Annotated in this window: 24 protein-coding genes and 1 tRNA gene; 9 read left to right on the top strand and 16 right to left on the bottom strand. The window is 70.4% G+C overall.

The genetic code is table 11. The annotated features are described in order from the left end of the window. Genes ACTJI1_RS13405 through ACTJI1_RS13380 form a run of 6 tightly spaced genes read right to left on the bottom strand, consistent with a single transcriptional unit; the run spans position 1 to position 7,145 of the window. Positions 1 to 1,719 (bottom strand): serine/threonine-protein kinase, encoded by a 1,719-nt coding sequence (locus tag ACTJI1_RS13405; RefSeq protein ID WP_310132714.1) that lies wholly within the window; start codon positions 1,717 to 1,719, stop codon positions 1 to 3. Beyond that, positions 1,716 to 3,170: a peptidoglycan D,D-transpeptidase FtsI family protein gene (locus tag ACTJI1_RS13400; protein ID WP_310132715.1), complete on the bottom strand. Its 1,455-nt coding sequence runs from the start codon at positions 3,168 to 3,170 to the stop codon at positions 1,716 to 1,718. The genes ACTJI1_RS13405 and ACTJI1_RS13400 overlap by 4 nt, the downstream gene beginning before the upstream one ends. Position 3,171: 1 nt before the next feature. Continuing rightward, the gene (locus ACTJI1_RS13395; RefSeq protein ID WP_310132718.1) at positions 3,172 to 4,578 is read right to left on the bottom strand and encodes an FtsW/RodA/SpoVE family cell cycle protein; all 1,407 of its coding nucleotides are present in this window, start codon (positions 4,576 to 4,578) and stop codon (positions 3,172 to 3,174) included. Next, complete coding sequence (locus ACTJI1_RS13390) at positions 4,562 to 5,812, bottom strand: PP2C family protein-serine/threonine phosphatase (RefSeq protein WP_440743032.1); 1,251 nt, start codon at positions 5,810 to 5,812, stop codon at positions 4,562 to 4,564. The genes ACTJI1_RS13395 and ACTJI1_RS13390 overlap by 17 nt, the downstream gene beginning before the upstream one ends. Before the next feature lie 2 nt (positions 5,813 to 5,814). Further along, a complete protein-coding gene (locus ACTJI1_RS13385) occupies positions 5,815 to 6,411 on the bottom strand; it encodes an FHA domain-containing protein FhaB/FipA (protein WP_440743031.1) in 597 nt (198 codons plus the stop codon). Next, entirely contained in the window at positions 6,408 to 7,145 is a 738-nt protein-coding gene (locus tag ACTJI1_RS13380) for an FhaA domain-containing protein (RefSeq protein WP_440743030.1), read from the bottom strand. Before ACTJI1_RS13380 ends, ACTJI1_RS13385 begins: the two co-directional genes overlap by 4 nt. A gap of 142 nt (positions 7,146 to 7,287) precedes the next feature. On the opposite strand from ACTJI1_RS13380, the gene ACTJI1_RS13375 reads away from it, so the two are divergent. The 5 genes from ACTJI1_RS13375 to ACTJI1_RS13355 all read left to right on the top strand — a co-directional run bounded on the left by ACTJI1_RS13375 (position 7,288) and on the right by ACTJI1_RS13355 (position 12,868). Next, positions 7,288 to 7,371: transfer RNA gene (locus ACTJI1_RS13375), tRNA-Leu, on the top strand. 135 nt (positions 7,372 to 7,506) lie between these two features. Continuing rightward, entirely contained in the window at positions 7,507 to 7,773 is a 267-nt protein-coding gene (locus ACTJI1_RS13370) for a hypothetical protein (protein ID WP_440743029.1), read from the top strand. 137 nt (positions 7,774 to 7,910) lie between these two features. Further along, the gene (locus ACTJI1_RS13365; RefSeq protein ID WP_440743028.1) at positions 7,911 to 9,503 is read left to right on the top strand and encodes a SpaH/EbpB family LPXTG-anchored major pilin; all 1,593 of its coding nucleotides are present in this window, start codon (positions 7,911 to 7,913) and stop codon (positions 9,501 to 9,503) included. 24 nt (positions 9,504 to 9,527) lie between these two features. Next, entirely contained in the window at positions 9,528 to 10,466 is a 939-nt protein-coding gene (locus ACTJI1_RS13360; RefSeq protein WP_440743027.1) for a class C sortase, read from the top strand. A 104-nt stretch (positions 10,467 to 10,570) separates the two neighbouring features. Continuing rightward, a complete protein-coding gene (locus tag ACTJI1_RS13355; protein WP_440743026.1) occupies positions 10,571 to 12,868 on the top strand; it encodes an FUSC family protein in 2,298 nt (765 codons plus the stop codon). 19 nt (positions 12,869 to 12,887) lie between these two features. Here ACTJI1_RS13355 and ACTJI1_RS13350 read toward each other — a convergent pair whose 3' ends face one another. Genes ACTJI1_RS13350 through ACTJI1_RS13330 form a run of 5 tightly spaced genes read right to left on the bottom strand, consistent with a single transcriptional unit; the run spans position 12,888 to position 17,473 of the window. Next, positions 12,888 to 14,111, bottom strand: coding sequence for a sensor histidine kinase (locus ACTJI1_RS13350; RefSeq protein WP_440743025.1), 1,224 nt, complete (start codon positions 14,109 to 14,111; stop codon positions 12,888 to 12,890). Beyond that, complete coding sequence (locus tag ACTJI1_RS13345; protein ID WP_440743024.1) at positions 14,108 to 14,773, bottom strand: response regulator transcription factor; 666 nt, start codon at positions 14,771 to 14,773, stop codon at positions 14,108 to 14,110. Before ACTJI1_RS13345 ends, ACTJI1_RS13350 begins: the two co-directional genes overlap by 4 nt. 50 nt (positions 14,774 to 14,823) lie before the next feature. Further along, a complete protein-coding gene (locus ACTJI1_RS13340; protein ID WP_440743023.1) occupies positions 14,824 to 15,570 on the bottom strand; it encodes an FAD:protein FMN transferase in 747 nt (248 codons plus the stop codon). Next, positions 15,567 to 16,085 (bottom strand): FMN-binding protein, encoded by a 519-nt coding sequence (locus ACTJI1_RS13335; protein WP_440743022.1) that lies wholly within the window; start codon positions 16,083 to 16,085, stop codon positions 15,567 to 15,569. The genes ACTJI1_RS13340 and ACTJI1_RS13335 overlap by 4 nt, the downstream gene beginning before the upstream one ends. Then, a complete protein-coding gene (locus ACTJI1_RS13330) occupies positions 16,082 to 17,473 on the bottom strand; it encodes a ferredoxin reductase family protein (protein ID WP_440743021.1) in 1,392 nt (463 codons plus the stop codon). The genes ACTJI1_RS13335 and ACTJI1_RS13330 overlap by 4 nt, the downstream gene beginning before the upstream one ends. Positions 17,474 to 17,622: 149 nt before the next feature. Here ACTJI1_RS13330 and ACTJI1_RS13325 point away from each other — a divergent pair, with 149 nt between their 5' ends. The 3 genes from ACTJI1_RS13325 to ACTJI1_RS13315 all read left to right on the top strand — a co-directional run bounded on the left by ACTJI1_RS13325 (position 17,623) and on the right by ACTJI1_RS13315 (position 20,519). Next, positions 17,623 to 18,315 carry a hypothetical protein gene (locus ACTJI1_RS13325; RefSeq protein ID WP_440743020.1) on the top strand — a complete coding sequence of 231 codons (693 nt, stop codon included), beginning with the start codon at positions 17,623 to 17,625 and terminating at the stop codon, positions 18,313 to 18,315. Positions 18,316 to 18,384: 69 nt separating this feature from the next. Next, positions 18,385 to 19,146 (top strand): EAL domain-containing protein, encoded by a 762-nt coding sequence (locus ACTJI1_RS13320; protein ID WP_440743019.1) that lies wholly within the window; start codon positions 18,385 to 18,387, stop codon positions 19,144 to 19,146. Positions 19,147 to 19,199: 53 nt separating this feature from the next. Next, positions 19,200 to 20,519, top strand: a complete 1,320-nt coding sequence (locus ACTJI1_RS13315) for a diguanylate cyclase domain-containing protein (RefSeq protein WP_440743018.1) — start codon at positions 19,200 to 19,202, stop codon at positions 20,517 to 20,519. 3 nt (positions 20,520 to 20,522) lie between these two features. Here ACTJI1_RS13315 and ACTJI1_RS13310 read toward each other — a convergent pair whose 3' ends face one another. The 4 genes from ACTJI1_RS13310 to ACTJI1_RS13295 form a co-directional block, all read right to left on the bottom strand. Further along, the gene (locus ACTJI1_RS13310; protein ID WP_310132754.1) at positions 20,523 to 21,569 is read right to left on the bottom strand and encodes a YihY/virulence factor BrkB family protein; all 1,047 of its coding nucleotides are present in this window, start codon (positions 21,567 to 21,569) and stop codon (positions 20,523 to 20,525) included. An 82-nt stretch (positions 21,570 to 21,651) separates the two neighbouring features. Continuing rightward, positions 21,652 to 22,218 carry a DUF3618 domain-containing protein gene (locus tag ACTJI1_RS13305; RefSeq protein ID WP_310132756.1) on the bottom strand — a complete coding sequence of 189 codons (567 nt, stop codon included), beginning with the start codon at positions 22,216 to 22,218 and terminating at the stop codon, positions 21,652 to 21,654. Next, entirely contained in the window at positions 22,215 to 22,631 is a 417-nt protein-coding gene (locus ACTJI1_RS13300) for a phage holin family protein (protein ID WP_310132758.1), read from the bottom strand. Before ACTJI1_RS13300 ends, ACTJI1_RS13305 begins: the two co-directional genes overlap by 4 nt. Beyond that, positions 22,628 to 23,479: a hypothetical protein gene (locus tag ACTJI1_RS13295; RefSeq protein ID WP_440743017.1), complete on the bottom strand. Its 852-nt coding sequence runs from the start codon at positions 23,477 to 23,479 to the stop codon at positions 22,628 to 22,630. Before ACTJI1_RS13295 ends, ACTJI1_RS13300 begins: the two co-directional genes overlap by 4 nt. Positions 23,480 to 23,653: 174 nt before the next feature. On the opposite strand from ACTJI1_RS13295, the gene ACTJI1_RS13290 reads away from it, so the two are divergent. Then, complete coding sequence (locus ACTJI1_RS13290; RefSeq protein WP_440743016.1) at positions 23,654 to 24,592, top strand: hypothetical protein; 939 nt, start codon at positions 23,654 to 23,656, stop codon at positions 24,590 to 24,592. Here ACTJI1_RS13290 and ACTJI1_RS13285 read toward each other — a convergent pair. Beyond that, positions 24,582 to 26,513 carry a PKD domain-containing protein gene (locus ACTJI1_RS13285; RefSeq protein WP_440743015.1) on the bottom strand — a complete coding sequence of 644 codons (1,932 nt, stop codon included), beginning with the start codon at positions 26,511 to 26,513 and terminating at the stop codon, positions 24,582 to 24,584. The genes ACTJI1_RS13290 and ACTJI1_RS13285 overlap by 11 nt on opposite strands. Positions 26,514 to 26,594 lie beyond the last annotated feature (81 nt).

Genomic DNA, 26,594 nt, shown 5'->3' with positions numbered 1-26,594 from the left:
TCACTTGTTGCCGTTGCCCCCGGTGCCCCCGGCACCCGGCGCCGGCGTGGAGGTCGAAGAGGTGACCTCGTACGGCAGTGCAGGCGACTGGCCGGACTCCACGGACTCCCCGCAGAAGATGGTGTAAGTGAGCTGGTAGGTTCCGGCCGCGCTCGGCGACCACACCATCTTGGTGTCGTTGACCGGCGTCTGCGGCTGGCCGTTCACGTAGAGGCGTCGGCCGATCAGGTTCTGCCCGGCCGGGCAGGTGGCGGAACCGAAGTTCACCGTGATCTGCGAGTTCGGCGTCCCCTGGCCCGAGGGCGGGGTGGCCGAGACGGTGTCGGTCGGCGTCGGGACCGGCGCGACGGGGCCGTAGACCTTCACCGAGATCGTCGAGCCCTTCGGCACCGGGCCGGTCGGGTTGACCGAGTAGACCTTGTTCGCCTGGTCCTGGGTCGTCGCGGCGTTGCCCTGCGAGACGTCGGCGACCATCCCGAGCTGCTGGAGCTTGTCGCGCGCCTGGTCGGCGGTCAGGCCGAGGAAGTCGCTCTCGGTGATCTGGACGGTGTTGCTCGTCGGGGTGGGCTTCGGGGACGGCGTGGTGGGCTGGCTGGTGGGCGTCACGACCGGGGACGATGTGGGCGCGACCTTGGGCTGGGCGACCAGCGTGATGATCGTGCCGATCAGCACGAGCGCGAGCAGGGCGATGAGGGCGATCAGCGGCCAGGTCCAGCGACTGCGCTTGCGCTCCTCGACAGGCTCGGTGGTCTCCTCCTCGACGACCGGCGCGACCGCGGTGGCGGGTAGGACGGTCGTGGCCTGGGTCGGCGCCACGGGCGGCTGCATGAGCACGGTGGCGGCATCCGTCGCGGCGGCTGCTCCGAGGATGGCCGGGACCGCGGCCGCAGCGGCACGCACGTCACCGCGGCGCAGAGCCTGGGCGGCGCGCGCGAGGTGTGCGGCGGAGGAGGGACGGTCCGCGGGGTTCTTGGCGATGCAGGCGAAGACGAGATTGCGGACAGGCTCCGCCACCGTGGCGGGGAGCTCCGGCGGCGCCTCGTTGATCTGCGCCATCGCGATGGCCACCTGCGACTCACCGGTGAATGGACGGCGGCCTGCGAGGCACTCGTACGCGACGATGCCGAGCGAGTAGATGTCCGTCGTCGGGGACGCCGGGTGACCGGACGCCTGTTCGGGCGACAGGTACTGCACCGTACCCATGACCTGACCGGTGGCGGTCAGCGGCACCTGGTCCGCGATGCGGGCGATGCCGAAGTCGGTGATCTTCACCCGGCCGTCCGGGGTGATCAGCAGGTTGCCGGGCTTGATGTCGCGGTGCACCAGGCCGGCCGCGTGCGCGGCGTGGAGCGCGGCGGCGGTCTGCGCCACGATGTCGAGCGTCCGGTCGGTGCTGAGGACGTGCTCGCGCTCCAGGATGCTCGACAGGGCCTCGCCGGGGACGAGCTCCATGACGAGGTAGGCGCTGCCGTCCTCCTCGCCGTAGTCGTAGACGTTGGCGATGCCCTCGTGGTTGACGAGAGCGGCGTGGCGGGCCTCCGCGCGGAAGCGCTCGAGGAAGCCGGGATCGCCGAGGTACTCGTCCTTCAGGATCTTGATGGCGACGGTGCGACCGATGACGAGGTCCGTGGCCTGCCACACTTCGCCCATGCCGCCGATCGCGATCCGCGACTGCAGCTCGTAACGTCCCCCGAAGGTGAGCCCTGCTGTGGGTCTCATTTATTCAGCACCGCCTCTAGTACTTTCCTCGCGATCGGAGCGGCAAGGGAGTTCCCCGTGCCGTTCTGACCCTGTCCACCGCCATTTTCGACAACTACAGCCACAGCGAACTCGGGGTCGTTCGCCGGCGCGAAACCGGTGAACCACAGCGTGTAGGGATCGTTCTCCCCGTTCTGCGCCGTGCCCGTCTTACCGCCGACCTGGACCCCGTCTATTCTTGCATTGCTCGCCACGCCGTGATCGACGCCGTCCACCATCATCTGCTTGATGGTGTCCGCATTCTGCTGGGTCAGCGGACGCGAGAACTCCTTCGGCTGGAAGCTCTCCTCGGTCTGCAGATCGGCCGACCGTATGGAGTCCACCAGGTTGGGCGTCATCAGCGTGCCGCCGTTGGCGATCGCCGCCGACACCATCGCCATCTGCAGCGGCGTGGCGCGGTCGTCCATCTGCCCGAACGACCCGAGGGCCCGCTCCGCCGGGTCGGTGTAGAGGGGGTAGATGCTCTTCTCGACCGGGATCGGGATGCTCAGCGACTGGTTGAATCCGAACTTGTCCGCCTGGTCCTTGATCACCTCGGGCTTCAGCTCCATGCCGAGCTCGGCGAACGGGATGTTGCAGGAGAGGATCTGCGCGGTGGCGATCGACACGGTGGCGCCGGGTCCGCAGGTGGTGAGCGAGTCGTTCTTGACGACGGTGCCGGAGCCGGGGAGCGGCAGGGACGCGGGGTTCGGGAGCTGGCTGTCCTTGGTGTACTGGCCGGTTCCGAAGGCGGAGGCGCTCATCACGGGCTTGAAAGTGGACCCGGGCGGGTTCAGGTTGCCGCCGATCGTGCGGTTGATCAGCGGATCCCCAGGGGCCGCGAGCAACTGCTGATAGGCCGCGTCGACCGCCTTGCCGTCGTGGGAGGCGAGCACGTTCGGGTCGTAGGTGGGCTTGGACACCATGGCGAGGATCTTGCCGGTCTTGGGCTGCAGGAGGACCACGGCCCCCTGCTTGTCGCCCAGCGCATCCCACGCCGCCTGCTGCGCCACCGGGTCGATCGTCGTCTCGACGGCTGCGCCCTGCGGGTTCTTGCCGGTCAGGATGGCGTTCACCCGGTCGAAGAACTGCGAGTTGGCGGAGCCGCTCAGCTTGGCGTTGAGCGCGCCCTCGAGGCCGGTCGGCTCCCCGTTGATCGGGAAGAAGCCGGTGACGGCGGAGTAGAGCGGACCGTTGCTGTAGACGCGCTGCCACTTGTAGACGTCGTTCGACGGCACCGACTGGGCGATGGGCTGGCCCTGGACGAGGATGGCGCCGCGCTGCGCGGAGTAGCTGTCGTTGAGGGCGCGGGTGTTGCGGGCATCCGTGTTCAGCGTGTCCGCCTGGAACACCTGCAGGATGGACGTCGAGACCAGCAGGGCCAGGAACATCCCGAGCACGATCGTGCTCACGCGCTTGATCTCACGGTTCATGTCAGCTCACCACCAGCCGGGGTTGATTGCGGACGGTGTCGGACAGCCGCAGCAGCAGCGCCACGATGATCCAGTTGGCGACGAGGGACGAACCGCCCGACGCGAGGAACGGCGTGGTGAGCCCGGTCAGCGGGATGACGCGCGTCACGCCGCCGATCACGATGAAGCACTGCAGGGCGACCGTGAACGAGAGTCCGACGGCGAGCAGCTTGCCGAAGTCGTCCTGTCCGGCGAAGCCGATGCGGAGCCCGCGCGCGACGAAGACCAGGTAGAGCGCGAACAGCGCGAAGAGGCCCGCGAGACCGAGCTCTTCTCCGAGACTCGCGATGATGTAGTCGCTCTGCGAGACCGGGGTGACCCACGGCTGACCCTGCCCGAGGCCGGTTCCGATGAGGCCGCCGTGGGCGAGCCCGAACAGCCCCTGCACGAGCTGGAAGCTGCCGCCCTGCGCGTCGTAGACGTTCTGCGAGAACGGGGTCAGCCAGTTGGCGAAGCGGTCGTGCACGTACGGGAGCAGCTGGCTCGCGGCGATCGCGCCCCCGACGATGAGGAGCAGTCCGAGGATGACCCAGCTGATGCGCGCGGTGGCCACGTAGAGCATCACGAGGAACAGACCGAAGATGAGCAGACCGGTGCCGAGGTCGCGCTGGAAGACGATCACGGCCATGGCCATCAGCCAGACCACGAGGAGCGGGCCGAGGTCGCGGGCGCGCGGGAAGCGGATCCCCAAGAACTTCTTGCCGACCGTCGACAGCGAGTCGCGCGCCTGCACCAGGTAGCCGGCGAAGAAGATCGCGAGGCAGATCTTGGCGATCTCGCCGGGCTGGAAGCTGAACGGTCCGATGCCGATCCAGACCCGAGCGCCGTAGATCTCGCGCCCGATGCCGGGGAGCATCGGGAGGAGCAGCAGCACGAGCGCGGCGAACCCGAAGAGATAGGTGTAGCGCTGCAGGATGCGGTGGTTGCGGATGAGCACCACCACCAGGATCGCGCAGATGATCGCGATGGCGCTCCACACGATCTGCTTGACCCCGGCGCTGTCCCAGCCGGCGTCCTTGTAGTGGATGTCGATGCGGTAGATCTCGGCGATCCCGATACCGGTCAGAAGCGTCGCGATCGGCAGCAGGAACGGGTCCGCCTGGGGCGCCACGAACCGGAGCGCGATATGCATGCCGAGCACCAGCGCCGAAAGTCCCGCTCCCAGGTAGACGAGCGTCAGGTCGACGTGCCCGAGGGCGCCCAGCTGCACCAGGACGACGGCTGCCGCATTGATGGCGCAGGCGATCAGGAGGAGGAACAGCTCGCGGTTGCGAAGCTTCGCCGGGAGGCGCAGCCGTTTCACCGGCCCGGTGAGGTTCCGGGGCGGACGGGCCTGCTCGCGCGCGGCGGTGCTACTGTCTGCCGGCATCGCTCAGCTGCTCCACGATCGTCTGGGCCGCACGCAGGTCGTCGGCGTTGATGGTCTGCTCGACCTGCTGCTTGTCGTACTCGGGGAGGTCGTCGACGACGACGTCCGACTCCTGGTAGAGGTGCGAGAGGCTGATCGGTCCGATGCCCTGCTGCACGCCCTGGTAGATGGCCACCTTGCCGTCGGGCGCCGCTCCTATGTAGTAGCGGGACTGGGTCCACTGGTAGCCGAGCACGATGGCGAGCACGATCGCCACCACAAGCATGATCAGACCGACCATCCAGGTGATCCGGCGACGCCGGGCGCGGCGCGCATCCTCCTCGATCAGCTCGTCGAGGTAGTCCTCGGACTGCGGCTCGAAGTGCGTCGGCCCGGTGGCCGGGCGGATGGGGTGCAAGCGGAGGCCCGGAAGGCGCGCGGCGCGGGTGGTCGGCTTCGGCTCGGCGCCGAACTGCAGGGGAGACGCGGCCGAGCCGACGGTGACGGGCTCCTTGACGACGTCACCGCGGGCGGTGTCGCCGATGTCGAGGACGATCGCGGTGACGTTGTCGGGCGCTCCGGCGTCGAGGCTCTGCTTGAGCAGCCGCTCCGCCACCTGCTTGGGCCCGTCCTTCGACGAGAGGGCGGCCAGCATGTCGTCGTGCTTGACCACACCGCTCAGGCCGTCGGAGCAGATGAGCCAGCGGTCGCCCGGACGGGTGTCCAGCGTCCACGTGTCGATCTCGGGGGACGCGTCCACATCCCCCAGCACCCGCATCAGCACCGAGCGGCGGGGGTGGACCATCGCCTCCTCCTCGGTGATGCGGCCGCTGTCCACCAGCCGCTGCACGAACGTGTGGTCGGTGGAGACCTGCTTGAGCTCGCCGTCGCGGAGGAGGTAAATGCGGGAGTCGCCGATGTGGGCGAAGGCGATCTGGTCGCCGACGCGCACCATCGCGCTCACCGTGGTGCCCATCCCGGTCAGTTCGGGATGCTCGAAAACGGTCTCCGCGAGCAGCGAGTTGGCGGCGATCAGCGACGACTGCAGAGCGAACTCCGCCTCGGCGGGCGTCTCGTACTCGCGGTCGGCCTCACGGATCCGGGTGACGGCGATGGCGGATGCGACGTCGCCGCCCGCGTGTCCGCCCATGCCGTCGGCGACGACGAACAGCTGGCGTCCGGCGTATCCGGAGTCCTGGTTGTTCGAGCGGATCTTCCCGACGTGGGAGATCGCCGCCGCCTTGTTCGCCGCCACGATTACCGCCGCAGCTCGAACGTGGTCGTACCGATCTTGATCGGCGTGTCGAGCGGGACCTGGGTCGGGACCGTCACGCGGCGGCCGTCGAGGAACGTGCCGTTCGTGGAATCGAGATCCTGGATCATCCACTCGTCGTTCCAGAGGAGCAGGCGGGCGTGGTGGGTGGAGGTGTAGTCGTCACGGATGACGAGGTTGGAGTCGCTGGAGCGACCGATCGTGATGGGGTCGCGGCCGAGCGGCAGCTCGGTGCCGGCGCGCGGACCCGAGGTGATCACCAGCCGGCGCGTGGTCTGAACGCTGGCGTTCGTCTGGCCGCCGGCGCGGTTGGCGCCCGACGGCAGAGTGGAGACCGGTGCGGCCTTCATGACCGGTTCGGTCGGACCGGCCGGGACCGGCACGGCGGCGGGTGCGGGCGCGGAAGACGCCGCCGGGAACGGGGAGGCGGGAGCCGCGGCCGCACGGGACTCGGGCAGCTTGCGGACGCGCTGGCCGAACAGGTCGGTCCGCAGGGCGTAGACGATCCCGAAGACGAACAGCCACAGCAGCAGGAGGAAGCCGAACCGCAGCACCAGCAGGGTCAGCTCACTGGGGTTCACGAAGGACTCCAGAAGTTGCCGACATCGTGGCGCCGCGTCGCGTCGTCGGCGCGGCCGCGCTGAGTGGGAGCGGCCTGGGGGAGCACGCGGAAGACGATCCGCGTGCGGCCCAGCGTGATGACGGACTCCGGCTCGAGGATCGCCTTGCGGAGCGGCTCGCCGTCGAGCTTCGTTCCGTTGGTCGAGCCGAGATCCTCGACCTGCGCCCGGTGGCCGTCCCAGGCGATCATGACGTGGCGGCGGGAGATGCCGGTGTCGTTCACGGTGATGTCGGCGTCGGTGCCCCGGCCGATCACGGTGCGCGAGTGCGCGAGCGGGTGGTGCACGCCGTCGATGTCGAGCACGGGCGTCCAGGCGACGTCGCCCTTCACGTTCTCCGACTCCACCTGGAGCATCCCCACCGACAACTCGGCGTCCTGCTCCAGCTCGATCGAGATGCCCCCGGCGAACTGGTAGTGCTGGGCGGCCGCGTGCTTCTGCACGAAGTCGATCAGCTCGTCGGTAAGCGCGGCGCCCATCGAACGCATCCGCGTGAAGTCGGCGTCCGACATCCGCAGCACGAAGCGATTGGGAGCGAGCACGCGGTCGCGCGCGACCACAGCTGCTTTGGTGTCGAGCTCCTTGCGGAGAGCGCTGGTGAGCTCGACCGGCTGCAGCCCGGAGCGGAAGGTCTTCGCGAACGCGCCGTTGACGGCGCGCTCGAGCCCCCGCTCGAAGTTGTCCAGAATGCCCACAGTCTCCCGCTCCCGGCTCGATGACTACATGCATGTTAGTCGGAACCCTGGGAAAGCCACTGGCTATCGGGTGAAGATCAGCCGACCGGAGGATGCCCGGATTCGTGAACGATCCGCGCGTCGTGTTAGAGTTCCTGGGTTCGCGCGAGTGGCGGAATTGGCAGACGCGCTGGCTTCAGGTGCCAGTGCCCGCAAGGGCGTGGGGGTTCAAGTCCCCCCTCGCGCACGGACGTGAAGGCCCCCGGGAGACCGGGGGCCTTTCGCATTTCCGGAGGCTTGTTCGCAGCTGGGAACCGCGACGGATGCGAGCGGGATATCCACTCGGCGTCACGAAACGGGCGATATGCATTCTTAACAGGATGTGAGTTCCTCTTCCGCACTGTCGGCGGCCGCGTACCTGGGCATCCGGCGCAAGGCCCATGCCGCCGCTCTCGAGATGGCCGCCCGGGTTTCCGCCGCCGGCGTGCGGCCCACCGCCGAGCGCATGGAGCGCTGGTCGGAGGCGTTCGCGGCGCACTTCGCGGAGGCGGACCACCGGGTTCCCGATCCCAAGCCGCCGCGGGTGCGGCGAACGCGGGTCTCGCCACCGGTGTTCGCCGTGCGCCTGGAGGACGACTCCTGGTGGTGACGAACGGCCGCGATAGGGCGTAGATCACCGAATGAAATGCATGCCGGGACCCGGAACGTCCTCAGGCCGCCGCCGATCCGTCTTCATGTGTGAGACCTCGCGCCGCACCGCGCGGACGGAAAGGAAGCACACAGCACATGAGCGCACACACGCGACACCGGGGGCTCTCGGCCCTCGCAGTCGGCACGGCGTTGTCGTTGGGAGCGCTGGGCGCCCTGTCGACCAGCGTCGCAGCGAACGCCGCATCGATCGACACGTCCCAGCAGGGGCGGATCATCATCCACAAGTACGAGAACCCGGGCAACGGCGACCAGAACCCGGCGGGCACGGGCACCGACCCGACCACTGCGCCCGTCGCCGGCGTGGTGTTCGAGTACTGCACGGTGGGCGGGATCGACCTGTTCGACGGCACCAACCGGGGCTGGGACGCGGTCAACGCCATCACCGCGACGGCTAAGCAGGCCGCGGCCGCGCAAGGCGTGACCCAGCTCGGCTCGTACGCGCTGAGCAACTGCACCCTGCTGCCCGCCACGGATGCGTCGGGCCTCGCGACATCGGCCAAGCTTCCGCTCGGCGTGTACTTCGTCCGGGAGGTGTCGACGCCCAGCAACGTCGTCGCGCCCGCGGCGCCGTTCATCGTGACGCTCCCGACGCCGGCCGACCACGAGAAGCTCGACGGCGACTGGGTGTACGACGTCAACCTGTACCCGAAGAACACGGTCGCCCAGGGACCGGCGAAGAACGTCGTCGATCAGCCGGGCAACGGTGTGATCCTCGGTGCGCCGGTCACCTATCAGGTGACCCAGCTGATCCCGGCTCTGGCGCCCGGGCAGACGTACGACAGCTTCGTGCTGTCGGACACGCTCGATCCGAAGCTGAGCCCAGCGGCCGCCGTCCCGGTCACCGTCGTGGCGGGGACGACGACCTTCGTGGTGGGCACGGACTACGACGCCGCATGGACGGGTCAGAAGCTGACGGTGACCTTCACCGCCGCGGGACGGGCGAAGCTCCGAGCCGGCATGAACGTGGTGCTTACCTTCGAGGCGACCGTCACCGCCCCCGGGGCGATCGAGAACCAGGCGTTCGTCGACCTCAACGACCTGAGCCTGACCCCCGGGACGCCGAACGGGACGGACGGCTCGCCGTCCTCCACGGTCGTCACCCGCTGGGGCGATCTGACCGTCCAGAAGGTGAATCAGGCGAAGAACAGCGACGGCCTGAGCGGCGCGAAGTTCCGCGTCTACATGGGCACCACCGACCAGCAGTCGTCGTGCACGGCGGACATCACGGGACTTCAGCAGGTCACGACGGCAGGTACGAACACGCCGTACGTCGCGACCTCCGACGGCTCAGGGACGATCGTGATCCCCGGACTCTGGGTCGGAGACACGGAGAAGACCGTCGCGGCCGACGGCACGGTGAGTGACACGACCGTCGCCGGGCACGACCTGCAGCAGCGCTGCTATGTGCTCGAGGAGATCGCCGCGCCGAACGGGTTCGTGCTGCCCTCGGGCGCCGCCGCGCTTACGCCCGTGATGGTGAAGGCGGGCGCCAACGGCACCGTGCCGCTGGTCAAGATCCAGAACACGCAGCAGGGAGTGCCGCAGCTGCCGTTCACGGGATCGAGCATCCAGCTCGCCATGACCATCGGCGGGATCGCGCTGCTCGTGGTGGCACTCGGTGGTGTGCTCGTCGTCCGCCGTCGCAACACCCGCCGCGAGGGCGCGTGATCGGCGTCGCGAGGACGCACGAGGATGCGGCCGACAGTGGGGCGGTACGCCGGACCGCGACGGCAATGGCGACCGGGCTGGCTGCTCATCCTGACGATCGTCGTCGCCGCCATCGGAGCGACGATCCTGGCCTACTCTCCCGCGGCGAGCTGGCTGGCCTCCTACAACCAGTCGCTGGTGGTGAGCAGGTACAACCAGTCCATCGCGAAGGTGAAGCCGCGCGCGTCAGAGCAGCTCGCGGAGGCCCGGCGCTACAACTCCGACCTGTCGGCCGGAGCGGTGCTGGGGCGCAACACCAGGGTCCCCACGGGCAGCGGGAGCAACGCAGGGAAGGTCTACGACTACTGGAGGCTGCTGAACACGCCGAACGGCACGATGTCGCGCATCCAGATCCCGAAGATCGGGGTCGACCTGCCGATCTACCACGGCACGAGCGACGCCAGCCTGCTGAGAGGGGCCGGTCACCTGCAGGGCACCTCGCTGCCGGTCGGCGGGACGAGCACGCACGCCGTCATCACCGCCCACCGCGGGCTGGCGGAGGCGACCATGTTCACCGAGCTGGACAAGCTCCGACTCGGCGACAGAATCATCCTCACGACCTTCGGGCGCGTGCTCGCCTACCGGGTGATCAGCACCCGGGTGGTCGCGCCGGAAGACACCACGACCCTGCGGCAGAGGACGGGGGAGGATCTGGTCACGCTCGTCACCTGTACGCCGCTCGGGATCAACAGCCATCGCATCCTGGTCACGGGTCGCCGTGTCCTGCCCACGCCTGCCGAGGACGTCCGGACGGCGAAGGGGAGCGGGGCCGCCCTGGGATTCCCGTGGTGGGCCGTTATGTACGGCGGCGCCCTGATCCTGATCGGGTTGTACGGGCGGTGGGCCGGACTCGCGGCACCGGTCGTCGCACACCATGCGGCCGGCGAGCGGACTCGACGGAGCGGGCGTCGACGCGGCGGCTGACGGGATGCGCTCGGGACCCCTGACCGCCGCGGCGGACGGGCCACTATCCTGTGCCTGGACGGCGCCCCGCATCGTCGGGCGCCGCACGGGATGCGGGAGGCCGTGTGCGCGTGTGGCAGTGGCTGGCTCGGCACGATCCGGGCTACAGCGCGCTGCGACGCGCCGGACGCGCCGCGATCGTCATGCCGCTGCTGTTCGCCTTCGCCAGCGGGGTGATCCGCAATCCGGACGTCGCCATCTTCTCGGCGTTCGGGTCGTTCGCGATGCTGCTGTTCGTCGACTTCGGTGGGCCGCTCCGCGAGCGGGCTCAAGCGCTGGCGGCGCTCGCCGTGGCCGGTGCGGTGCTCGTGTGCCTCGGGACGCTGACCTCCCAGCCGGCGTGGCTGTCCGCGCTCGCGATGGCGGTGGTCGCGCTGGCCGTGCTCTTCGCGGGGGCCGTGAGCTCGGTGACGGCGTCGGCGAGCACCGCGCTGCTGCTCGCGTTCGTGCTTCCGGTGACCCTGCCGGGCACTGTGGCGTCCCTCGGGCCGCGCCTGCTCGGCTGGGGGATGGCGGCGGTCGTCTGCATCGTCGCGGTCACGGTCCTCTGGCCGGCACCGTCCCGCGAACCGCTGCGAGGACCGGCGGTGGAGGCGCTCCGGGCGCTGAGCGCACGGCTGCGGGCGGAGTCCGCCTACATGCTCGGGATGCGCGAGGCATTGGCGGGGCGGGACGAGACGGAGGACGGTTCCCTCCTCGCCGAGCGGGATCGCGCGGTCGTCGCGGCCGGTGCCGCGGTCGGAGCGCTGCACGAGTCGTTCCTCGCCACTCCGTATCGGCCGACCAGCCTCAGCACCCCGGCGCGGACGATCGTCCGGCTCGTCGACGAACTGAACTGGCTCGACACCGTCATGGCCCAGTACGACCGGTACGCCCGCCCGCTGGCCGCCTCCGACCCCACGCATGACGCGGCGGGGGCGCTGAAGGCAGCAGCGGCGGACGTGCTCGACGAGGGTGCGTTCGCGCTGGCGCAACACGGCGCCGACCCGTCCGACCTGGAGGACGCGCTCCGTCGCCTCTCCGACGCGCGGCGGGCGGTGGAGGCCGCGATGCTCGCCCAGCCGGCCCCGGCACCCACACCGGGCGGCGCGGTGGATGAGGTGGTCACCACACTCGACCCGGGCTTCCGGGCACAGGAGCTCGCCTATGCGGTCGCGACGGTCGGCGGCAACATCGCTCTCACCGCGCGCGCCGAGCGCCGCACCTGGTGGCAGCGGCTGCTCGGGCGTCAGCCCGGCGACCTCAGCGGCCCGGTCGCCGCGGCCGCCGAACGCGCCAGCGGGTACATCGGCTGGAACTCGGTCTGGCTGCGGAACAGCATCCGCGGGGCCATCGCCCTGGGGCTGGCGGTGCTGCTCGCGAAGCTGACGGGGGTCGAGCACTCGTTCTGGGTGGTGCTCGGCACCCTGTCCGTGCTGCGGTCCAACGCCCTGAGCACCGGCCAGACCGTCCTGCGCGGGGTGCTCGGCACCGTGCTCGGGGTCGTGCTGGGCGCTGCGGCGCTCTTCGTGATCGGCGGCAACCCGGTCGCGCTGTGGATCGTGCTGCCGCTCGGCATCCTCGTCGCCGGCGTCGCCCCGGCGGCGATCTCGTTCGCGGCGGGTCAGGCGGCGTTCACGGTCGTGCTCGTGCTCCTCTTCAACATCATCGCTCCGACCGGGTGGACGGTCGGCCTGATCCGCATCGAGGACATCGCGCTCGGGTGTGCGGTCAGCCTCCTCGTCGGTGTGCTGTTCTGGCCGAGGGGCGCCGCGGCGTCCTTGCGACGTGCGCTGTCCGACGCGTACTCGGAGGGCATCGGCTATCTGAGCGCCGCCGTCGCGGCGGGCGCGGGACCACGCGGCGGTGCGACCATACCGGTCGATGCACACGCTCAGTCGCTCCGCGCGGCGGCGGCGTCACGTCGGCTGGACGACGCCTTCCGCACCTACCTCGCCGAGCGGGGCACGAAGCGCCTCCCTCTGGCGGAGGTGTCCGCCTCCGTCACCGGGGTGGCGGGCGTCCGGCTGGCGAGCGACGCCATCCTGGAACTGTGGCGCGGACAGCCTCCCGTCGACCCGCACACGGCGGAGGCGCGCGAAGCGCTCAACGACGCCCTCGACCGCCTGGAGAGCTGGTACCGCGAGCTGGCGGCGCGACTTCTCGCACGCGGACCGTTGCCGGAACCGGTCCCCAGCGACCCGACCATGGTGGCGCGTCTTGCGGGAGCCGTGCTCGAGAGCCAGGCCCACTCGGCGGACATGCACGACAGCGCAACGGCGGTCCGCCTCATCTGGACGGCGGACTACCTGGAGGTGGTGAGCCGCCTCGAGACGGTGATCGTCGCCCCGGTGCAGACGCTGCGAGACGCGGTCACGCCCTGAGCCGGGGGCGGAGCGGTTCTCACGAGCGCCGCGGCAGCCGCACGGTGACGACCGCACCTCCGCCCGCACGGTTGGACGCATCCACCGTGCCGTGATGACGGGTCACCACCTCGGCCACCAGCGCGAGCCCGAGACCGTAGTGCCGGGCACGATCGTCGCCGGGCTGCGCGTCCCGGGCGGTCGCGAACCGTTCGAACGCGCGGTCCTCGACGCCCGCCGAGAAGCCCGGTCCGTCGTCCTCGACCGTCAGCACGACGCGGTCGCGGGCGACGGCGACCGAGACGCGGACCTCCGATCGCGCGTGGTCCAGTGCATTGTCGACCAGCGCCACGATCATCCGCCGCAGGGAGACGGGGGCGCCGGTCACCATCGCGTCCGGCGCCGCATCGACCGAGATGGTCAGGCCGCGCTCCTCCGCCCGGCCGTCGGCCGAGCGGGCGACGGCGGCTGCGAGCTCGCGGAGGTCGACGCCCTCGCTCTCCGCCGTCTGGCGCGGGTCGGCCGCCGTGAGCAGGTCCTGCACGATCTCGGTGAGCGCCCGGCTGTCGTCGACGATCTCGTCCAGTCCCGTCCGCACCTCGTCGTCGCCGGTGTCCGAGGATCCCGCGGTTCCCGCGGCGACGTGCCGCCGCAGCAGCTGTGCGCGGGTGCTCAGCAGGGTGAGCGGCGTTCGCAGCTCGTGCCCGGCATCCGCCACGAAGCGCCGCTGCAGCGCGAGCGCCTCGGCCAGCGGTCGCATCGAGCGGCGGGCGATCACGAGTCCGATGGCCGCCGCCGCGACGGTGGCGATCAGACCGGAGGCGACGAGCGCCACGACCAGCCGGTTGAGCTCCTCCTCCTGCTCGGCGAGGCTGTACGCGATCTGCACGACCTTGCCATGCCGCACATCCGTCTCGGTGAGATAGCGCTGGCCGCCCGCCTCCACGACGCCGGACTGCGATCCGCCGTGGGCGATGACCTCCTGGATCGCCTTCTCGTCGGGCAGCCCCTCCGGCATGTCGGGCGAGCTGTCGCGTCCACCGGGCATCACCACGGTGACGAGGAGGCTGCGCGGGGCGTCGTGCACCGAGTCGACCATCGACGCGTCCGACAACGTCTTCTGTGCGGACTCCGCCTGCCCGGCCGACACCACCGTGTACACGACGGCGCCGAGCGCGATGAAGAGGCCGAGGATGATCAGCGCGAACTGGGCGGCGAGCCGGAGAGAGGCGGAGCGCAGCTCCTGTTCGTCGGCGGTCCTCACAGCGACCCCATCCGGTAGCCGACGCCGCGCACCGTCTCGATGAGCGTGCGGCCGAACTTGCGGCGCAGGTGGTGGACGTACGTGTCCACCACTCCGGGATCGTCGGCGTCGGCGAAGACCTCGTCGAGCAGGACCGCGCGCGAGAAGACCTGCCCAGGGCGGCGGGCGAGCCGCTCCAGCAGGGCGGACTCGCGCTCGGAGAGCACCGTGCGTCGTCCGTCGTCGACCGTGACCGTCCTGCTGTCGGTGTCGAGCCGTCCACCGGGGAAGCGGACGGTCGGCACCACCGAGGATGCGCGCCGGTTCAGCGCGCGGACGCGGGCGACGAGCTCGTCGATGTCGAAGGGCTTTGCCAGATAGTCCTCGGCGCCGGCGTTGAGTCCGTCGACCCGGTCGGGCGCCGTGCCGAGAGCGGAGAGGACGAGGATGGGCGTGGTGACGCCGTTCTCGCGCAGCCGTCGCAGCACATCCAGGCCCTCGATCGCCGGCAACCCGCGGTCGAGGACGATCACGGCGAAGTCGCCGGTCAGCCCGAGGTGCAGGGCGCGCTGCCCGTCGCGCGCGACCTCGACGTCGAACCCCTCCGAGCGGAGCAGCGTGTCCAGCATCCCGGCCAGGCGGCTGTCGTCCTCGGCGATGAGCACGCGCGCCGTGTCCGTCATGTCCGCAGTATAGGAGCCGAGGCCGGGCGCGGCCGGGGGTGCGGAGCCGTTCATCCGGCGGCCGCGGGACGGGCGAAAGGGAGCTCGCCGACGCCCAGGATGCGGCCTGCCGCATCCATCGCCAGCACGCCCCGCGCTCCCTGCTCGATGGCCCAGTGGAGGCCGTCGGCACCGAGGGCGAAGACGGCGGTCGCGAGCACGTCGGCCGTGGTCAGGTCGTCGGCGATCACGGTGGCGCTCAGCAGACCGCCGGCGGGGGAGTCGTCGCGGCCGTCGACGATGTGGGATCCGCGCTCGTAGGCGCCGGACGTCGCCACGGCGCCGTCGGTGAGGGCGAGCACGGCGAGCATCGCCGCCGGATCGTGGGGCGACCGGATGCCGACGTTCCACAGTGCGCCGTCGCCCGGGCTTCCGGCGACCACGACGTCGCCGCCCGCGTTGAGGCAGTAGTCGCGGAGGTCGTCCGCCGCCAGTTCCCGTGCCGCGCGTGCCGCCGCCCAGCCCTTCACGACGCCGTCGAGATCCCACGTGCCGTCGGGCCGGCGGATGCGGAAGGCGCCCCCGGATGCGTGCGCGGCCGCCTCGCCGACCGCGACCACTTCGCGGAAGTCGTCGCTCTGCGCGACGTGCTCGCCGGCGTTGGCACGGCTCAGCTCGCTGCTCGGCAGGTAGGGGCTGAAGCGGCGGTCGGCCGCCCGCAGCACGGCGAACGCCCGCTCGGCCGCGGGCGCCGCATCCCTGTCGTCCCGGATGTCGATGGACATCGGGATGCCCATCACCGTCTCCCGGAACCTCACCGCTGGTCGATCGCCGACTGGACGGACTGGATGTAGCCCTCGGAGGTGTAGGTCGCTCCCGAGACGGTGTCGATGTTCGCCGACTGCGACGACAGCACCTCCTGCTCGAGGATCGGCAGCGCCTGCGAGTTGATCTCGACGTCCCGCCCGTCGCGGTCGGGGGACTGGATGGTGTCGACGGCGGTGATCGTGCTGCCGGAGAAGGTGACCTTCACCTGCACGGCGCCGTAGCGCGTCTCTACTGCGGAACCGGTGATGACCGTGGTCGAGGAGGACTGCGTCGGGCTCGGCGTCGCCGACGGGGTGCTGGACGCGGCGTCCGACGACCCGGACGTGGTGCTCGAGCCGCCGCCCGCGCTCCCGCTGGAGCCGGTGGCGCTCGACGTGGTGGTGGACGCCGCCGTCGGCGTCGTCGCGTCTTCGCCGATCCCGTAGAGCTTCAGGCCGACGGTCGCGCCCATCACGACGAGGATGGTGGTGAAGAGGACGGTTCCCCGCCAGGATGTGCTGCTCATGACATGCTCAGTTCTTCTCGGTGGATGAAGCGCTTCGGCATCCGGAGCGCGCGGAGGGACGACTCGGCCCGTTCGCCCATCCCCTCGGGGCCGCAGATGAAGGCCTCCCAGTCGTGGGCATCCGGGATGAGGTGGCGGAGGGGCTCGACGTCGAGCGGGTCGTAGCCGAGCTCGGAGCGCCGCCCGACCAACGGGATGACGGTGACGCCCGGCATGGCCTGCAGTTCGCCGAGGAGGGCCAGGTGCCGCGCCGAGCGGGCGCGGTAGAGGACGACCGGTTGCGCGCCGCGCCGGACGAGCTCCTCGGCGAGGGCGCGGATCGGCCCGATTCCGGCGCCGCCGGCGATGAGCAGGATGCGCGCACGGCTGGCACGGTCGGCGGTGAACCGGCCGAAGGGTCCCTCGGCGAATACCAGCGAGCCGGGCTTGAGAGCCGGCAGACGCGTGGAGTGGTCTCCGATCGCCCCGACCGTGATGCGCAGGTAGCCGTCGGCCGGGACGGCCGACACGGAGTACGGGTGCGCGGACCCGAGGTGGCCGCGGCTGAGGAAGCGGAAGAGGAGGAAGTTGCCGGCGCGGACGCCCAGCTGCTCCACGCGCGGTCCGGTGAGCCAGACGCTGTTCACGCCCTCGCTCTCGAGGACGACCGCGACCACCCGCATCCGGCCCTTCCACGCATCCATCGTCGGCAGGATGAACCGCCACGTCAGCACCGCGGCGGCCGTGCCGAGGTAGAGCGCGATCCACAGGATGCGGTTGATCGGCTGCGCGACGAAGTGGGCGCCGCCGCTCAACTGGTGGAAGAACGTGAGGAAGATCGAGACGTAGGTCGTGACGTGCAGCCAGTACCAGACCTCGTACGACAGCTTCGTGCGGATCAGCCGGGCGCTGCTCAGGCCGACCACAAGGAAGGCGATGGTGCCGATCAGCGCCGTCAGCATGTCGGGGTAGTTCTGCAGGATGCTGACGAACTCCGTCCACGGCGGGTTCGTGTCGACGAGTTCGCCGCCGAACACTAGGAACAGCACGTGCACGACGATCAGGAACAGCACGGATGCGCCGAGGGAGCGGTGCCAGGAGACGAGCTTGTCGAGGCCGACCGCCCGCTCGAACCACGGCACCCGGGCGATCAGCAGCACCTGCGCGCAGACCAGGAACCCGCCGACCATGCCCGCCAGTTCGCCGATCGACGTGAGGGCGTTCGCGGGAGTAGCGGAGAAGCCCGCGGGGACGGTGAGCCACCACATCCCAAGCACGACCACGACGCCGAGCACGAGAGCCGCGCGGACGGTGCGTGCGCCGGCCTGCGACGACCCTCCGCGCGACCGGGGCCGGGGGCGGGAGGGCGCCTGCGGGAAGGGTGCCGCGGCGGTCGACGTGTGATCCATGTCTCCCAGGATGGCGGCGCATTCTTTCGGGATTCTTACGTGCGCTGTGCGGACGCTGATGGCTTGTTATGTGCTTGCCCTGACGCGCGCACGCCCTTCACCCCTCGCGCCGCACCTGCGATGCTGGGGGGAGTCGGAAGGAGACGGCCGTGGACGACAACGCGTTCTTCGAGCGGGCCATCCTCGCGTCGGCGGCCGAGCCGGACGACGAGGATGCGGTGCGGCAGCTGCGCGAGCTGTTGACACCGGAAGAGCTGGCCGCCTGGGAGTCGTACAAGGCGTCGGAACCGCGGATCACGGTGCCGGTGGAGCACGACGACGAGAACGACCGGTACGTCGCCGAGTGGGGCGAGTTCGGCATCCAGGGCACGTCTCCCGCGTCGTACGAAGCGGCACTCGACGCGTTGGCCGCGCACGTGCGGGCGTGGGCCGGCGATGTCCGGGATGCGGGACCGCGGCTCGGCACGACGGCCGAGCTGCGTTCGCTGGTCGACGAGCTGGACGAGCTCGACGACGAGGCGCTCCGCACCTTCCTGCTCGTCCGGGTGTCGTTCGACCGCGGCGGGCTCACCTTCGGCCTGGCGGAGTTCGTCGAGGAGGACGGCTCGACGACGCAGCGGGCGGTGCCCTTCGCGGATGGACGGCCGCCGGCGGAGATCGACCTCCCCGTCGACGGAGTCATGACGACGTACCAGTCGAGTGTGCGCGGCGGTCTCGTGGCCTTCTCGCGGGTCGGGGCCGGGCCGAGCATCGCCGCGACTCTGCGGCAGGAGGAACCGACGGGCGACGTGAGCGCGGAGTTCCCGCAGCCCGGTTTCGGGCCTTCCAGCAGCGAGGCCTGACCGCCCCTCCCGTTGACAGGCGCCCCCGGTGCGGGCACTGTGGCGTGGACGGCCGAAGAGGAGGTGCGGGTGGCGACGACTGAGCTGGATGCGCGGGAGCTCGCCCGCGCGATCGCCGCCCATCAGCTCCAGGTGCACGTTCAGCCGCAGATCGACCTCGCCTCCGGCGCCGTCGTGGCGGTCGAGGGCCTGTGCCGGTGGACGCATCCCACACGGGGTCCCGTACCGCCCACCGAGTTCGTCGCGCTGGCCGAGGCGACCGGCGTCATCCACGACCTCGGCCTGTTCGCCCTGCGTGAGTGCTGCCGCATCGGCCGCGAGTGGCGGGAGCGCGGCTACGACCTGGCGGTCGCCGTGAACGTCTCCCCGCTGCAGCTCGAGACGGACCGCTTCTTCGACGAGCTCGAACGTCAGCTCGCGGACTCCGGACTGGCTCCGGCGGACCTCATCGTCGAGGTCACCGAGGCTGAGCGGATCGCCGACTACAGCGCCGTCACCGGCCGGCTGGACATCATCCAGAAGTGGGGCGTCACCGTATCCATCGACGACTTCGGATCCGGGCACTCGTCCATCGAGCGTGCGCTCGCCGTCCACGCCCAGGAGCTCAAGCTCGACCGCAGCCTCATCGCCGGCGCCGACTGGGAGGCGGTCGCCGACGCGGTCGCTCAAGCGAAGACGGGCGGTATGCGCGTCGTGGCGGAGGGCATCGAGACCGCTGAGCAGCTGGCCGCCGTGCGCTCGGCGGGGTGCGATCGCGGCCAGGGCTATTTCATCGCGCGTCCGACCGATCCGGATCGTTTCGCCGACTGGTTGCAAACATTCGTAGGCTAAATTCATTAGGTGAGCCCTCGGACGGCGGCTCAGCCAGACGAAGGAGACGAGCGGTGCGCCCCATTGCTGCGGACGACCTGCCCTGCGCCATCGTGCGGCTGGATGCGGAGGGCCGGATCGTCGAAGCGAACGATCTGTTCGCCAAGTGGACCGGTCTGCCTGTGGCCGAGCTCACGGGACGGCCGTTCGAGTCCGTCCGTCAGCGGTTCGCCGGCGTGGGCGGACGGTCGGAGGGCATGGTGCGCCTGGCGCACCGCGACGGGTCGTACCGCCCGGTGATCGTCGGCCGCGAGGACTCCGGCGACGGGGCGGTCCTCGTGCTGGTCGACGCCACCGACCGCGCCGAGCGCGAGCGGGAGCTGATGCGGTCGCAGGCGCTCCAGGAGCGCACGCGGAACCGGCTGGAGCTCATCATCGACTCCTCGATCGCGTTCTCGGCGGCGACCAACGAGCAGGAGCTGGTCGACATCCTGGCTACGACCGTCGCGAAGGCCTACCAGGCCGAGCAGTCCGCGGTCTTCCTCCGGAACGAATGCGGCGGATTCCTGCAGGCGTCCGGCGACAACCCGCTGCACGGGATGCCCGGCGGCGAGACTCTCGTCGCCCAGGCCTCCGGGCTGCGGAACGTGCTCGCCGTGAGCGGCGCCGCTGCCGCCGACGAGGTGACCCCGGTGCTCGGCGCCGCCATGCGCGGCGCCGGAGTGCATGCGGTGCTCGTGGCGCCCATCCAGCACGACGATCTGCTGTTCGGTGTCTTCGTCGCCTTCTTCCTGCACCCGCGGCAGTTCGACTCGGAGGCCGCTCCGCTGGCGGACGCGCTCGCCGGACAGGCCGCGCAGGCGATCACCACCCTCCGCCTGCAGCGGCAGCTGGAGCACGCGGCCATGCACGACGAGACGACCGGGCTGCCGAACCGCCGTCGGCTGGAGACGCAGCTGCTCGAGTACGGCCGGGCCACTCCGGCCCTCGTCGCCACGCTCTTCATCGACCTCGACGGCTTCAAGCGTGTCAACGACGGTCTCGGCCATCACGTCGGCGACCTGCTGCTGCGGGAGGTCGGACGACGCCTTCAGGAGGTGGTGCGGCAGGAGGACCTGGTGGCCCGCTACGGCGGCGACGAGTTCGTCGTCGTCTGCGAAGTGCCCGAGGTCGCCGCTGCGGAGGACGTCGCCGACCGCATCCGCCTCGCGATCGGCCTGCCCTTCGCCGACCTGCCGGAGGGATTCCCGATCAGCGCCAGCATCGGGATGTCGATCGCCCGGACGAGCGACCCGGGCTGGAACCCGGACCGGCTCATCCGCGAGGCCGACCACGCGATGTACTCCGCGAAGAACGCGGGCGGCAACCGCGTGGTCGGCAGCTCGATCGACTGACGGTCAGTCGGCGTCCTCCCGCACCTTGCGGGCCTCGTCGATGAGCTCCTCCTCCTTCTGCTCCGACTTCTCGCTGAGACGGGTGTCGCGCGGCGGCAGCTGGATGGTCTCCTCGGCCGCCATGCCGGCCTGCAGTTCCCGGCCGCGCTCGGTCTCGGCGTCGAACTCCGCTCCGAAGAGAAGCGCGAGGTTGGCGATCCACACCCAGAGCAGGAAGACGATCACCCCGGCGAGCGGGCCGTACGTCTTCTCGTAGTTGGCGAACGTCGCGACGTAGAACGCGAACAGCAATGTCGCGACAGCGAGCACCACGATCGCGATCACGGCGCCCATGCTGATCCAGCGGAACTTCGGCTGCTTGGCGTTGGGGGCGGCGTAGTACAGCACCGCGATGATGACGACGACCACCAGGAGCAGGACCGGCCACTTGGCGATCTCCCACGCGATGCGCGGACCGGCGCCCAGGCCCAGCGCGTCACCGATGGCCTTGGTGACGGGACCTGAGACCACGAGGATGAGCGTGACGATGGTGACGAGCACCACGGTGATGACGGTCACCACGAGCTGCTGGGGCTTGAGCTTCCAGAACGGCCGGCCTTCGTCGATCTCGTAGATTCGGTTCATCGCGCGGGAGAACGCCCCGACGTAGCCGGAGGCGGACCAGATGGCGACGACGATGCCGAAGACCAGCGCGAACCCGGATGCCGGGGAGTTCACCGCGTTCCGGATGGGGCCCTCCAGCAGCTGCGCGGTGGAACCGGGCGCCACCTGCTTCACGATCCCCATCAGGGCGTTCGTAGCGGAGCGTCCCTGCCCCACGACGCCGAGCAAGGAGACGAGGGCGATCAGCCCCGGGAACAGCGACAGGATGCCGTAGTAGGTCAGCGAAGCCGCGATGTCCGTGCATTTGTCGGTGCTGAACTCGCGCATAGTGCGCTTCAGCACCAGCTTCCAGGACGGCTTGTCGAGGTGGTGCGGACTCTCCGGCTTGCGGGAGTCCTCGGGGGAAGGGGCATCGGCCAGGCGCTTGCTGGCCCCGACATCGCTCATCGTCGGATCCTCTCGGTGCAGTGCTTTTAAAAGGGGCGGCGGCCGGCCCGGGGGAGGCCGACCGCCGCGCGGGGAGGGGGTTCTACTGGTCGGACTGCAACCGCTGCTGCGACTGCTTGGCGTCGTCGGCGACATCGCTCGCGCGGTCGGTGGCCTCCTCCTTGACGGTGGACACCCCCTCCTGCGCGGTCTCCTTCACCGACTGGACGGCCTGCTGGGCCGGCTCCTTGAGGTCGTTCGCGACCTGCTTGCCGACGTCGGCCGCCTCCTGGAGCAGGGGCTGTGCCGCATCCTTCGCCGAGGATGCGAGCTCCTTCTCCTTGTTGCTCGCCGGGATCAGCGAGGCGACGAGGGCGCCGACGCCGAAGGCGATGAGGCCGACGGCGAGCGGGTTGCCCTGTGCCTTGTTCACGACGGTGCGGCCAGCGTCGGCGACGGACTCGCCGGCGTTGGAGACGGTGCCTCCCACGTCGTCGGCGGTGCCCATCACCCGGTCGCTGAGGGAGTGCCAGGCGCCTTTGACCTTGCGGGTCTGGCGGTCCACGATCTTACTGGGCGTGACCTTGTCGGCCAGTGCGTCCACGTCTCCGCTCAGATTGCGGCGCGTGGCCTCGATGTCGGCGCGGATGGCGTCGGGGTCGTCACTCATCGGTTCTCTCCGTTCGGTTTCAGGGTCGGGGGGATTTCCTTGACCGTCTCGACGGTCTGCGGTGCGCCTTTCACGGTCGCCAGCTGCTTGCGCCCGACCAGGTACAGGACGAGCGCGACGATCGCCCAGATCACGGCGACGATCACCGCGGACCAGGCGTTGCCGACCAGGTAGCCGAGCGCCCACCACAGGGCGATCGACAGGAAGAACACCGCCATCAGTCCGGCGTAGCCGGCGCCTCCCAGCAGCCCGGCGCCCTTTCCGGCGCGCGTGGCGGTCTGCCGGATCTCGGCTTTGGCGAGTTCCATCTCCTGGCGGATCAGCGTGGAGAGATCGCGACTGACCTCTCCGAGGAGCTCGCCCAGCGAACTGTTCGCTGCGCGATCCTCTGCGGCACTGGGCTGGTCGGTCATGCCCGGCCTCCGGTGTAGCCGGCGCCCGGCAGCTCAGGCTGGTCGGTGACGCCGTCGTCGTACAGGTCGCCGTCGGCGACCGTCCCCGTGCCGCTCAGGCCGGTCGTGCTCGCGCCGGTGTAGCCCGTGGTGTCGGTGTAACCGGTCGTGCCGGTGTACCCGGTCGTCCCGGTGTATCCGGCGGCGGTGGTGCCGGTCGAGCCGGAGCTGCTGCCGCTGTCGGAGTCGTTCCCGCTCGCCAGAGCGCGGGTCAGGCGTCCCGCGAGCGCGCCGGCGATGGCCGCCGCGGCGATGAACGTGCCCGGGTTGCGTCGTGCGTACGACTTCACCTCGTTGAGAAGCGAGCCGGGGTCGCGCTGCTCGAGCCAGCCGGCGATCGAGTGGGTGCGCTGTGCGGCCTGCCGGACGAGGTCGCTGGCGACGCCGCCCTGCTCGGAGGACGAGGCCATCTGGTCCAGCTCGTCGCCGACGGAGCGCAGACCGCTCGCGACCCGCTCCTGCTGCTGGGCCGCCTGGTCCCGCAGCTCGCGCTGGGTCTGGTGGTACAGGTCTCTCGCCTGCGACTTCGCCTCGCTCGCGACGTTCTTCGCCTGCTCCTTCGCGGTGCCTGCGACGTCCTTGCCGGCCTGCGCCGCCGAGCCGGCGACGCGTCCCGCCTCCTCGCGTACGCCGCTCTGGCCGCCGGTCGAGTTGCCGCTGGTGGTCGTCGTGCCGCTGGTCGTCGTGCCGCCGGCGCCTGCTGCGCCGCCGGGCAGCACCGACTCGGGGAGGCCGGCCTCGGGCTCCAGCGTCTCGCGCCTGCTGTCGAAGATCGGGGTGTCCGCGGACTGGTCGTCTGACATGGTCATGACTGCCGTTTCCTTTCGGTGGATGTGCCCGGATGGGGTGTGTCCCGGATGGGTTTGTGCCGCCCACGGAAGACGCCCGGTGGAGGCGGGTCCAGTCATTGACATATCCCTCCAATGGGGGGTACCCCTGCAGGCAGGTGCGCGCAGGCGCGTGCGAGGGCTACGGTGTGCCGCATGGACGTCCTCGACTGGCTTCTCGATTCCGATCCGGCCATCCGCTGGCAGGTGTTGCACGCGCTCACCGACGCGCCCGATGAGGAGGTCGCAGCCGAGCGCGCCCGCATCGCAACGGAGGGCTGGGGTGCGGCACTGCTGGCCGAGCAGGCGGAGGACGGCCTCTGGGACGGCGGGACTTACCGGCCCGGCTGGATCCCCCCGGAGCGCGACGGCTTCGATGCGTGGAGCGGGACGCACTTCACCCTGCAGCAGCTGGTGGACTTCGGCCTCGATCCGACGAGTCCGGAGGCGCGACGCGCCATCGCCCGGGTTCGCGAAAATGTTCGCTGGGAGCACGCCGGCGAGCCGTACTTCGACGGCGAGACCGAACCGTGCATCAACGGCGTGGTGCTCACCATCGCCACGTACTTCGGGGAGAGCGGCGATCGAGTCGCCGAGACCCTGGCCGATTCGCGGCTCGGAGACGGCGGCTGGAACTGCTGGGCGGAGTACGGCGCGCGGGTCTCGTCCTTCCACTCCACCATCTGCGCCGTCGAGGGACTGCGGGCCTGGCAGCACGCGGGCGGCTCCGACCCGCGCGTGGAGGAGACCGCGGCCGCGGGGGAGGAGTACCTCCTCGAGCGCGGGCTGTTCCGCCGTCGCTCCGACGGCAGCATCCCGGATCCCCGGATGACGATGCTCTCCTACCCGGTCCGCTGGTACCACGACGCGCTGCGGGGGCTCGAGCACTTCCGGCTGCAGGACCGGCGGGATCCGCGCCTGTCCGAGGCGGTGGAACTGGTCCGGTCGAAGCGGGACGCCGAGGGCCGCTGGGTGCTCGAGAACGACCACGAGGGACCGGTCAACGTCGAGTTCGAGATGGAGGGCTTCCCGAGCCAGTGGCTCACTCTGCGCGCGCTCCGGGTGCTGCGCTGGTGGGACGGCGTCAGGGCTTGACCGCGGCGAGGTCGTCGACGCTCATCGTCACCGGTGCGTTCGCGACGGCGCCGGACAGATAGCCCGTGATGGCGATCCCACCCGCGCCTTGCAGCGCAGTCGTGCTGTCGCTGGCGGACCGCTGCCATGTGCTCGGCTCCGGCGTCCCGTCAAGCCAGGTCTTCGTCTCGACCAAGGTCGGGGACGTTCCCGTGGTCCGCACGCGGATGTCGAGCCGGGTTCCGGCCACGTATGTGAACGGGACGGCGACGGACGACTGGACGACGACCTCGTTCCCACCGTTCTGGTCGACCCGCACGATCTGGATCGTCACCTTGCCTGCCGAGGACACGATCACCTTCGACGCGTACGCTCCGCTGGTGGCGATCCGGCGCCCCTGGACGGTCAGGTAGACGTTCCCCGTCGAGGGGAGCTTGTCGAGAGTCACGGCCATCCGGAGGTCGATCCCCGTCGCGCTGACTCCGGGGAGCCGGGTCGTGCCGCCGCCGGCCGCGGGCAGCTGGATGCGGCCGGTGCCGTTGGCGACCGAGTACAGCGAGGATGAGCCGGAGACCGACCACGCGCCTCCCGTCGGAGCGGTGCCCCAGCCGTTCGTGACCGAGCGCTCGAAGGAGTCGGTGGCCAGCGTGTCCGGTGGCGGCGGAGGCGCGGTGACCGTGATCGTCCGCGTGGTCGAGGACGCCGATCCGCCGTCGTCCGTCACGGTGAGCCGAGGCGTGTACGTTCCGGCCGCCGCGTAGGCGTGCGTCGCGGTCCCCCCCGTGCCGGAGGCGCCATCGCCGTAGTCCCAGGCGTAGGTCGCGATCGTGCCGTCGGGATCGGAGGATCCGGTCCCGTCGAACGAGCAGGTGAGGTCGGTGCAGGAGGAGACGAAGCTGGCGTTCGGCGGCTGGTTGCCGGCGACAGGCGGCCCGATGACGAAGCTGTCCGTGAAGTTCGCCCCAGTGGCGCGTGCGAAGGACGCGTTCAGCTGCGTCGCCGTCGCGGTGACGTCCATGGATCCGTACACGGGGGCCGCGGAGTTCCCGTACGACGACGCGAAGTAGCCGGCCTCGCTGTCGCCCGGCTGGATGTCGTAGTTGTTGTTGCCCCCGGTGCCGACGGTCGCGAAGACCGTCCCCGAGCCCTTGACGAGCGTGTTGTCCGCGTCGGCGACGCAGCCAGCAGAGTAGGTGCCCGGCGCGATCGAGGAGCAGTTCGGACCGGTCGCCAGCTGCTTGGTGCGCTGGTACAGGTGCTCGTGGCCGGTGAGCACCAGGTCCACTTTCTTCGAGACGAGCAGGTTCAGGATGTCAGCGCCCGCTTCGCACGTGTACTGGCCGAGTGAGAGACACGGCTTGTGCATCCCCACCACGACCCAGGGGACGCCTGCCGCACGCGCTCCGTCGATCGCATTCTGCGTCCATGTGTAATGGGAGGTGCCCGCCGCGTAGGTCCACGTGCCGTCCGAGAACGGGAGGCCCGGCGAGACCATGATGAAGCGCACGAGCGGCGCACCCTGTGGCACGTCGACGTAGTACTGCCGCCCGTAGGTTCCGATGACGCCGGGCAGCTGGTTCGGCAGGCAGGCGGAGAAGTCGTTGATGTTGCCGTTCTGGCCGCTGCTCTCGTGGTTGCCCGAGACCAGCTCGAACGGGAAACCGGCGCCGACATTCTGGGTGACGAAGTCGCACCACGCCTGCTCCTGACCCGCCGCGGCGTAGGAGAGGTCGCCGACTGCGAGGTTGAGGTCGGGAGCGATGTTCTTGACCCCTTGGAGGACGCTGGCTGCGGCGGCGGAGGACGTGTAGTCGCCGGCGGCCGTGAAGTGGACGCTGGTCGCGCCTGGTGCGATGCCCTGGACGGCCTGTGGAGAGCCGAGAGCGAGAGCGGCGACGGCGGCCGTCAGTGCAGCTGCCGCGAGGATCCTGTGCTTGGTCATGCGTGCACTCCCCGGCCCGCTCCGGCACGGGCCTTCGCGCTCAGGGTAGCGCTCCGGGCGCACACAGGGGAGTAGAAGTCG

Origin of the sequence: Leifsonia sp. 22587, assembly GCF_052044215.1 — a bacterium.
Lineage (GTDB): Bacteria > Actinomycetota > Actinomycetes > Actinomycetales > Microbacteriaceae > Leifsonia > Leifsonia shinshuensis_C.
The sequence above is the reverse complement of the archived record's forward strand: the minus strand, read 5'-3'. Positions and strand labels throughout refer to the sequence as shown.

Coding starts and splice junctions, on each gene's coding strand:
- ACTJI1_RS13405 (WP_310132714.1), bottom strand. CDS start 1,719: ATGAGACCCACAGCAGGGCTCACCTTCGGGGGACGTTACGAGCTGCAG.
- ACTJI1_RS13400 (WP_310132715.1), bottom strand. CDS start 3,170: ATGAACCGTGAGATCAAGCGCGTGAGCACGATCGTGCTCGGGATGTTC.
- ACTJI1_RS13395 (WP_310132718.1), bottom strand. CDS start 4,578: ATGCCGGCAGACAGTAGCACCGCCGCGCGCGAGCAGGCCCGTCCGCCC.
- ACTJI1_RS13365 (WP_440743028.1), top strand. CDS start 7,911: ATGAGCGCACACACGCGACACCGGGGGCTCTCGGCCCTCGCAGTCGGC.
- ACTJI1_RS13360 (WP_440743027.1), top strand. CDS start 9,528: ATGCGGCCGACAGTGGGGCGGTACGCCGGACCGCGACGGCAATGGCGA.
- ACTJI1_RS13345 (WP_440743024.1), bottom strand. CDS start 14,773: ATGACGGACACGGCGCGCGTGCTCATCGCCGAGGACGACAGCCGCCTG.
- ACTJI1_RS13335 (WP_440743022.1), bottom strand. CDS start 16,085: ATGAGCAGCACATCCTGGCGGGGAACCGTCCTCTTCACCACCATCCTC.
- ACTJI1_RS13330 (WP_440743021.1), bottom strand. CDS start 17,473: ATGGATCACACGTCGACCGCCGCGGCACCCTTCCCGCAGGCGCCCTCC.
- ACTJI1_RS13310 (WP_310132754.1), bottom strand. CDS start 21,569: ATGAGCGATGTCGGGGCCAGCAAGCGCCTGGCCGATGCCCCTTCCCCC.
- ACTJI1_RS13305 (WP_310132756.1), bottom strand. CDS start 22,218: ATGAGTGACGACCCCGACGCCATCCGCGCCGACATCGAGGCCACGCGC.
- ACTJI1_RS13300 (WP_310132758.1), bottom strand. CDS start 22,631: ATGACCGACCAGCCCAGTGCCGCAGAGGATCGCGCAGCGAACAGTTCG.
- ACTJI1_RS13295 (WP_440743017.1), bottom strand. CDS start 23,479: ATGACCATGTCAGACGACCAGTCCGCGGACACCCCGATCTTCGACAGC.
- ACTJI1_RS13290 (WP_440743016.1), top strand. CDS start 23,654: ATGGACGTCCTCGACTGGCTTCTCGATTCCGATCCGGCCATCCGCTGG.
- ACTJI1_RS13285 (WP_440743015.1), bottom strand. CDS start 26,513: ATGACCAAGCACAGGATCCTCGCGGCAGCTGCACTGACGGCCGCCGTC.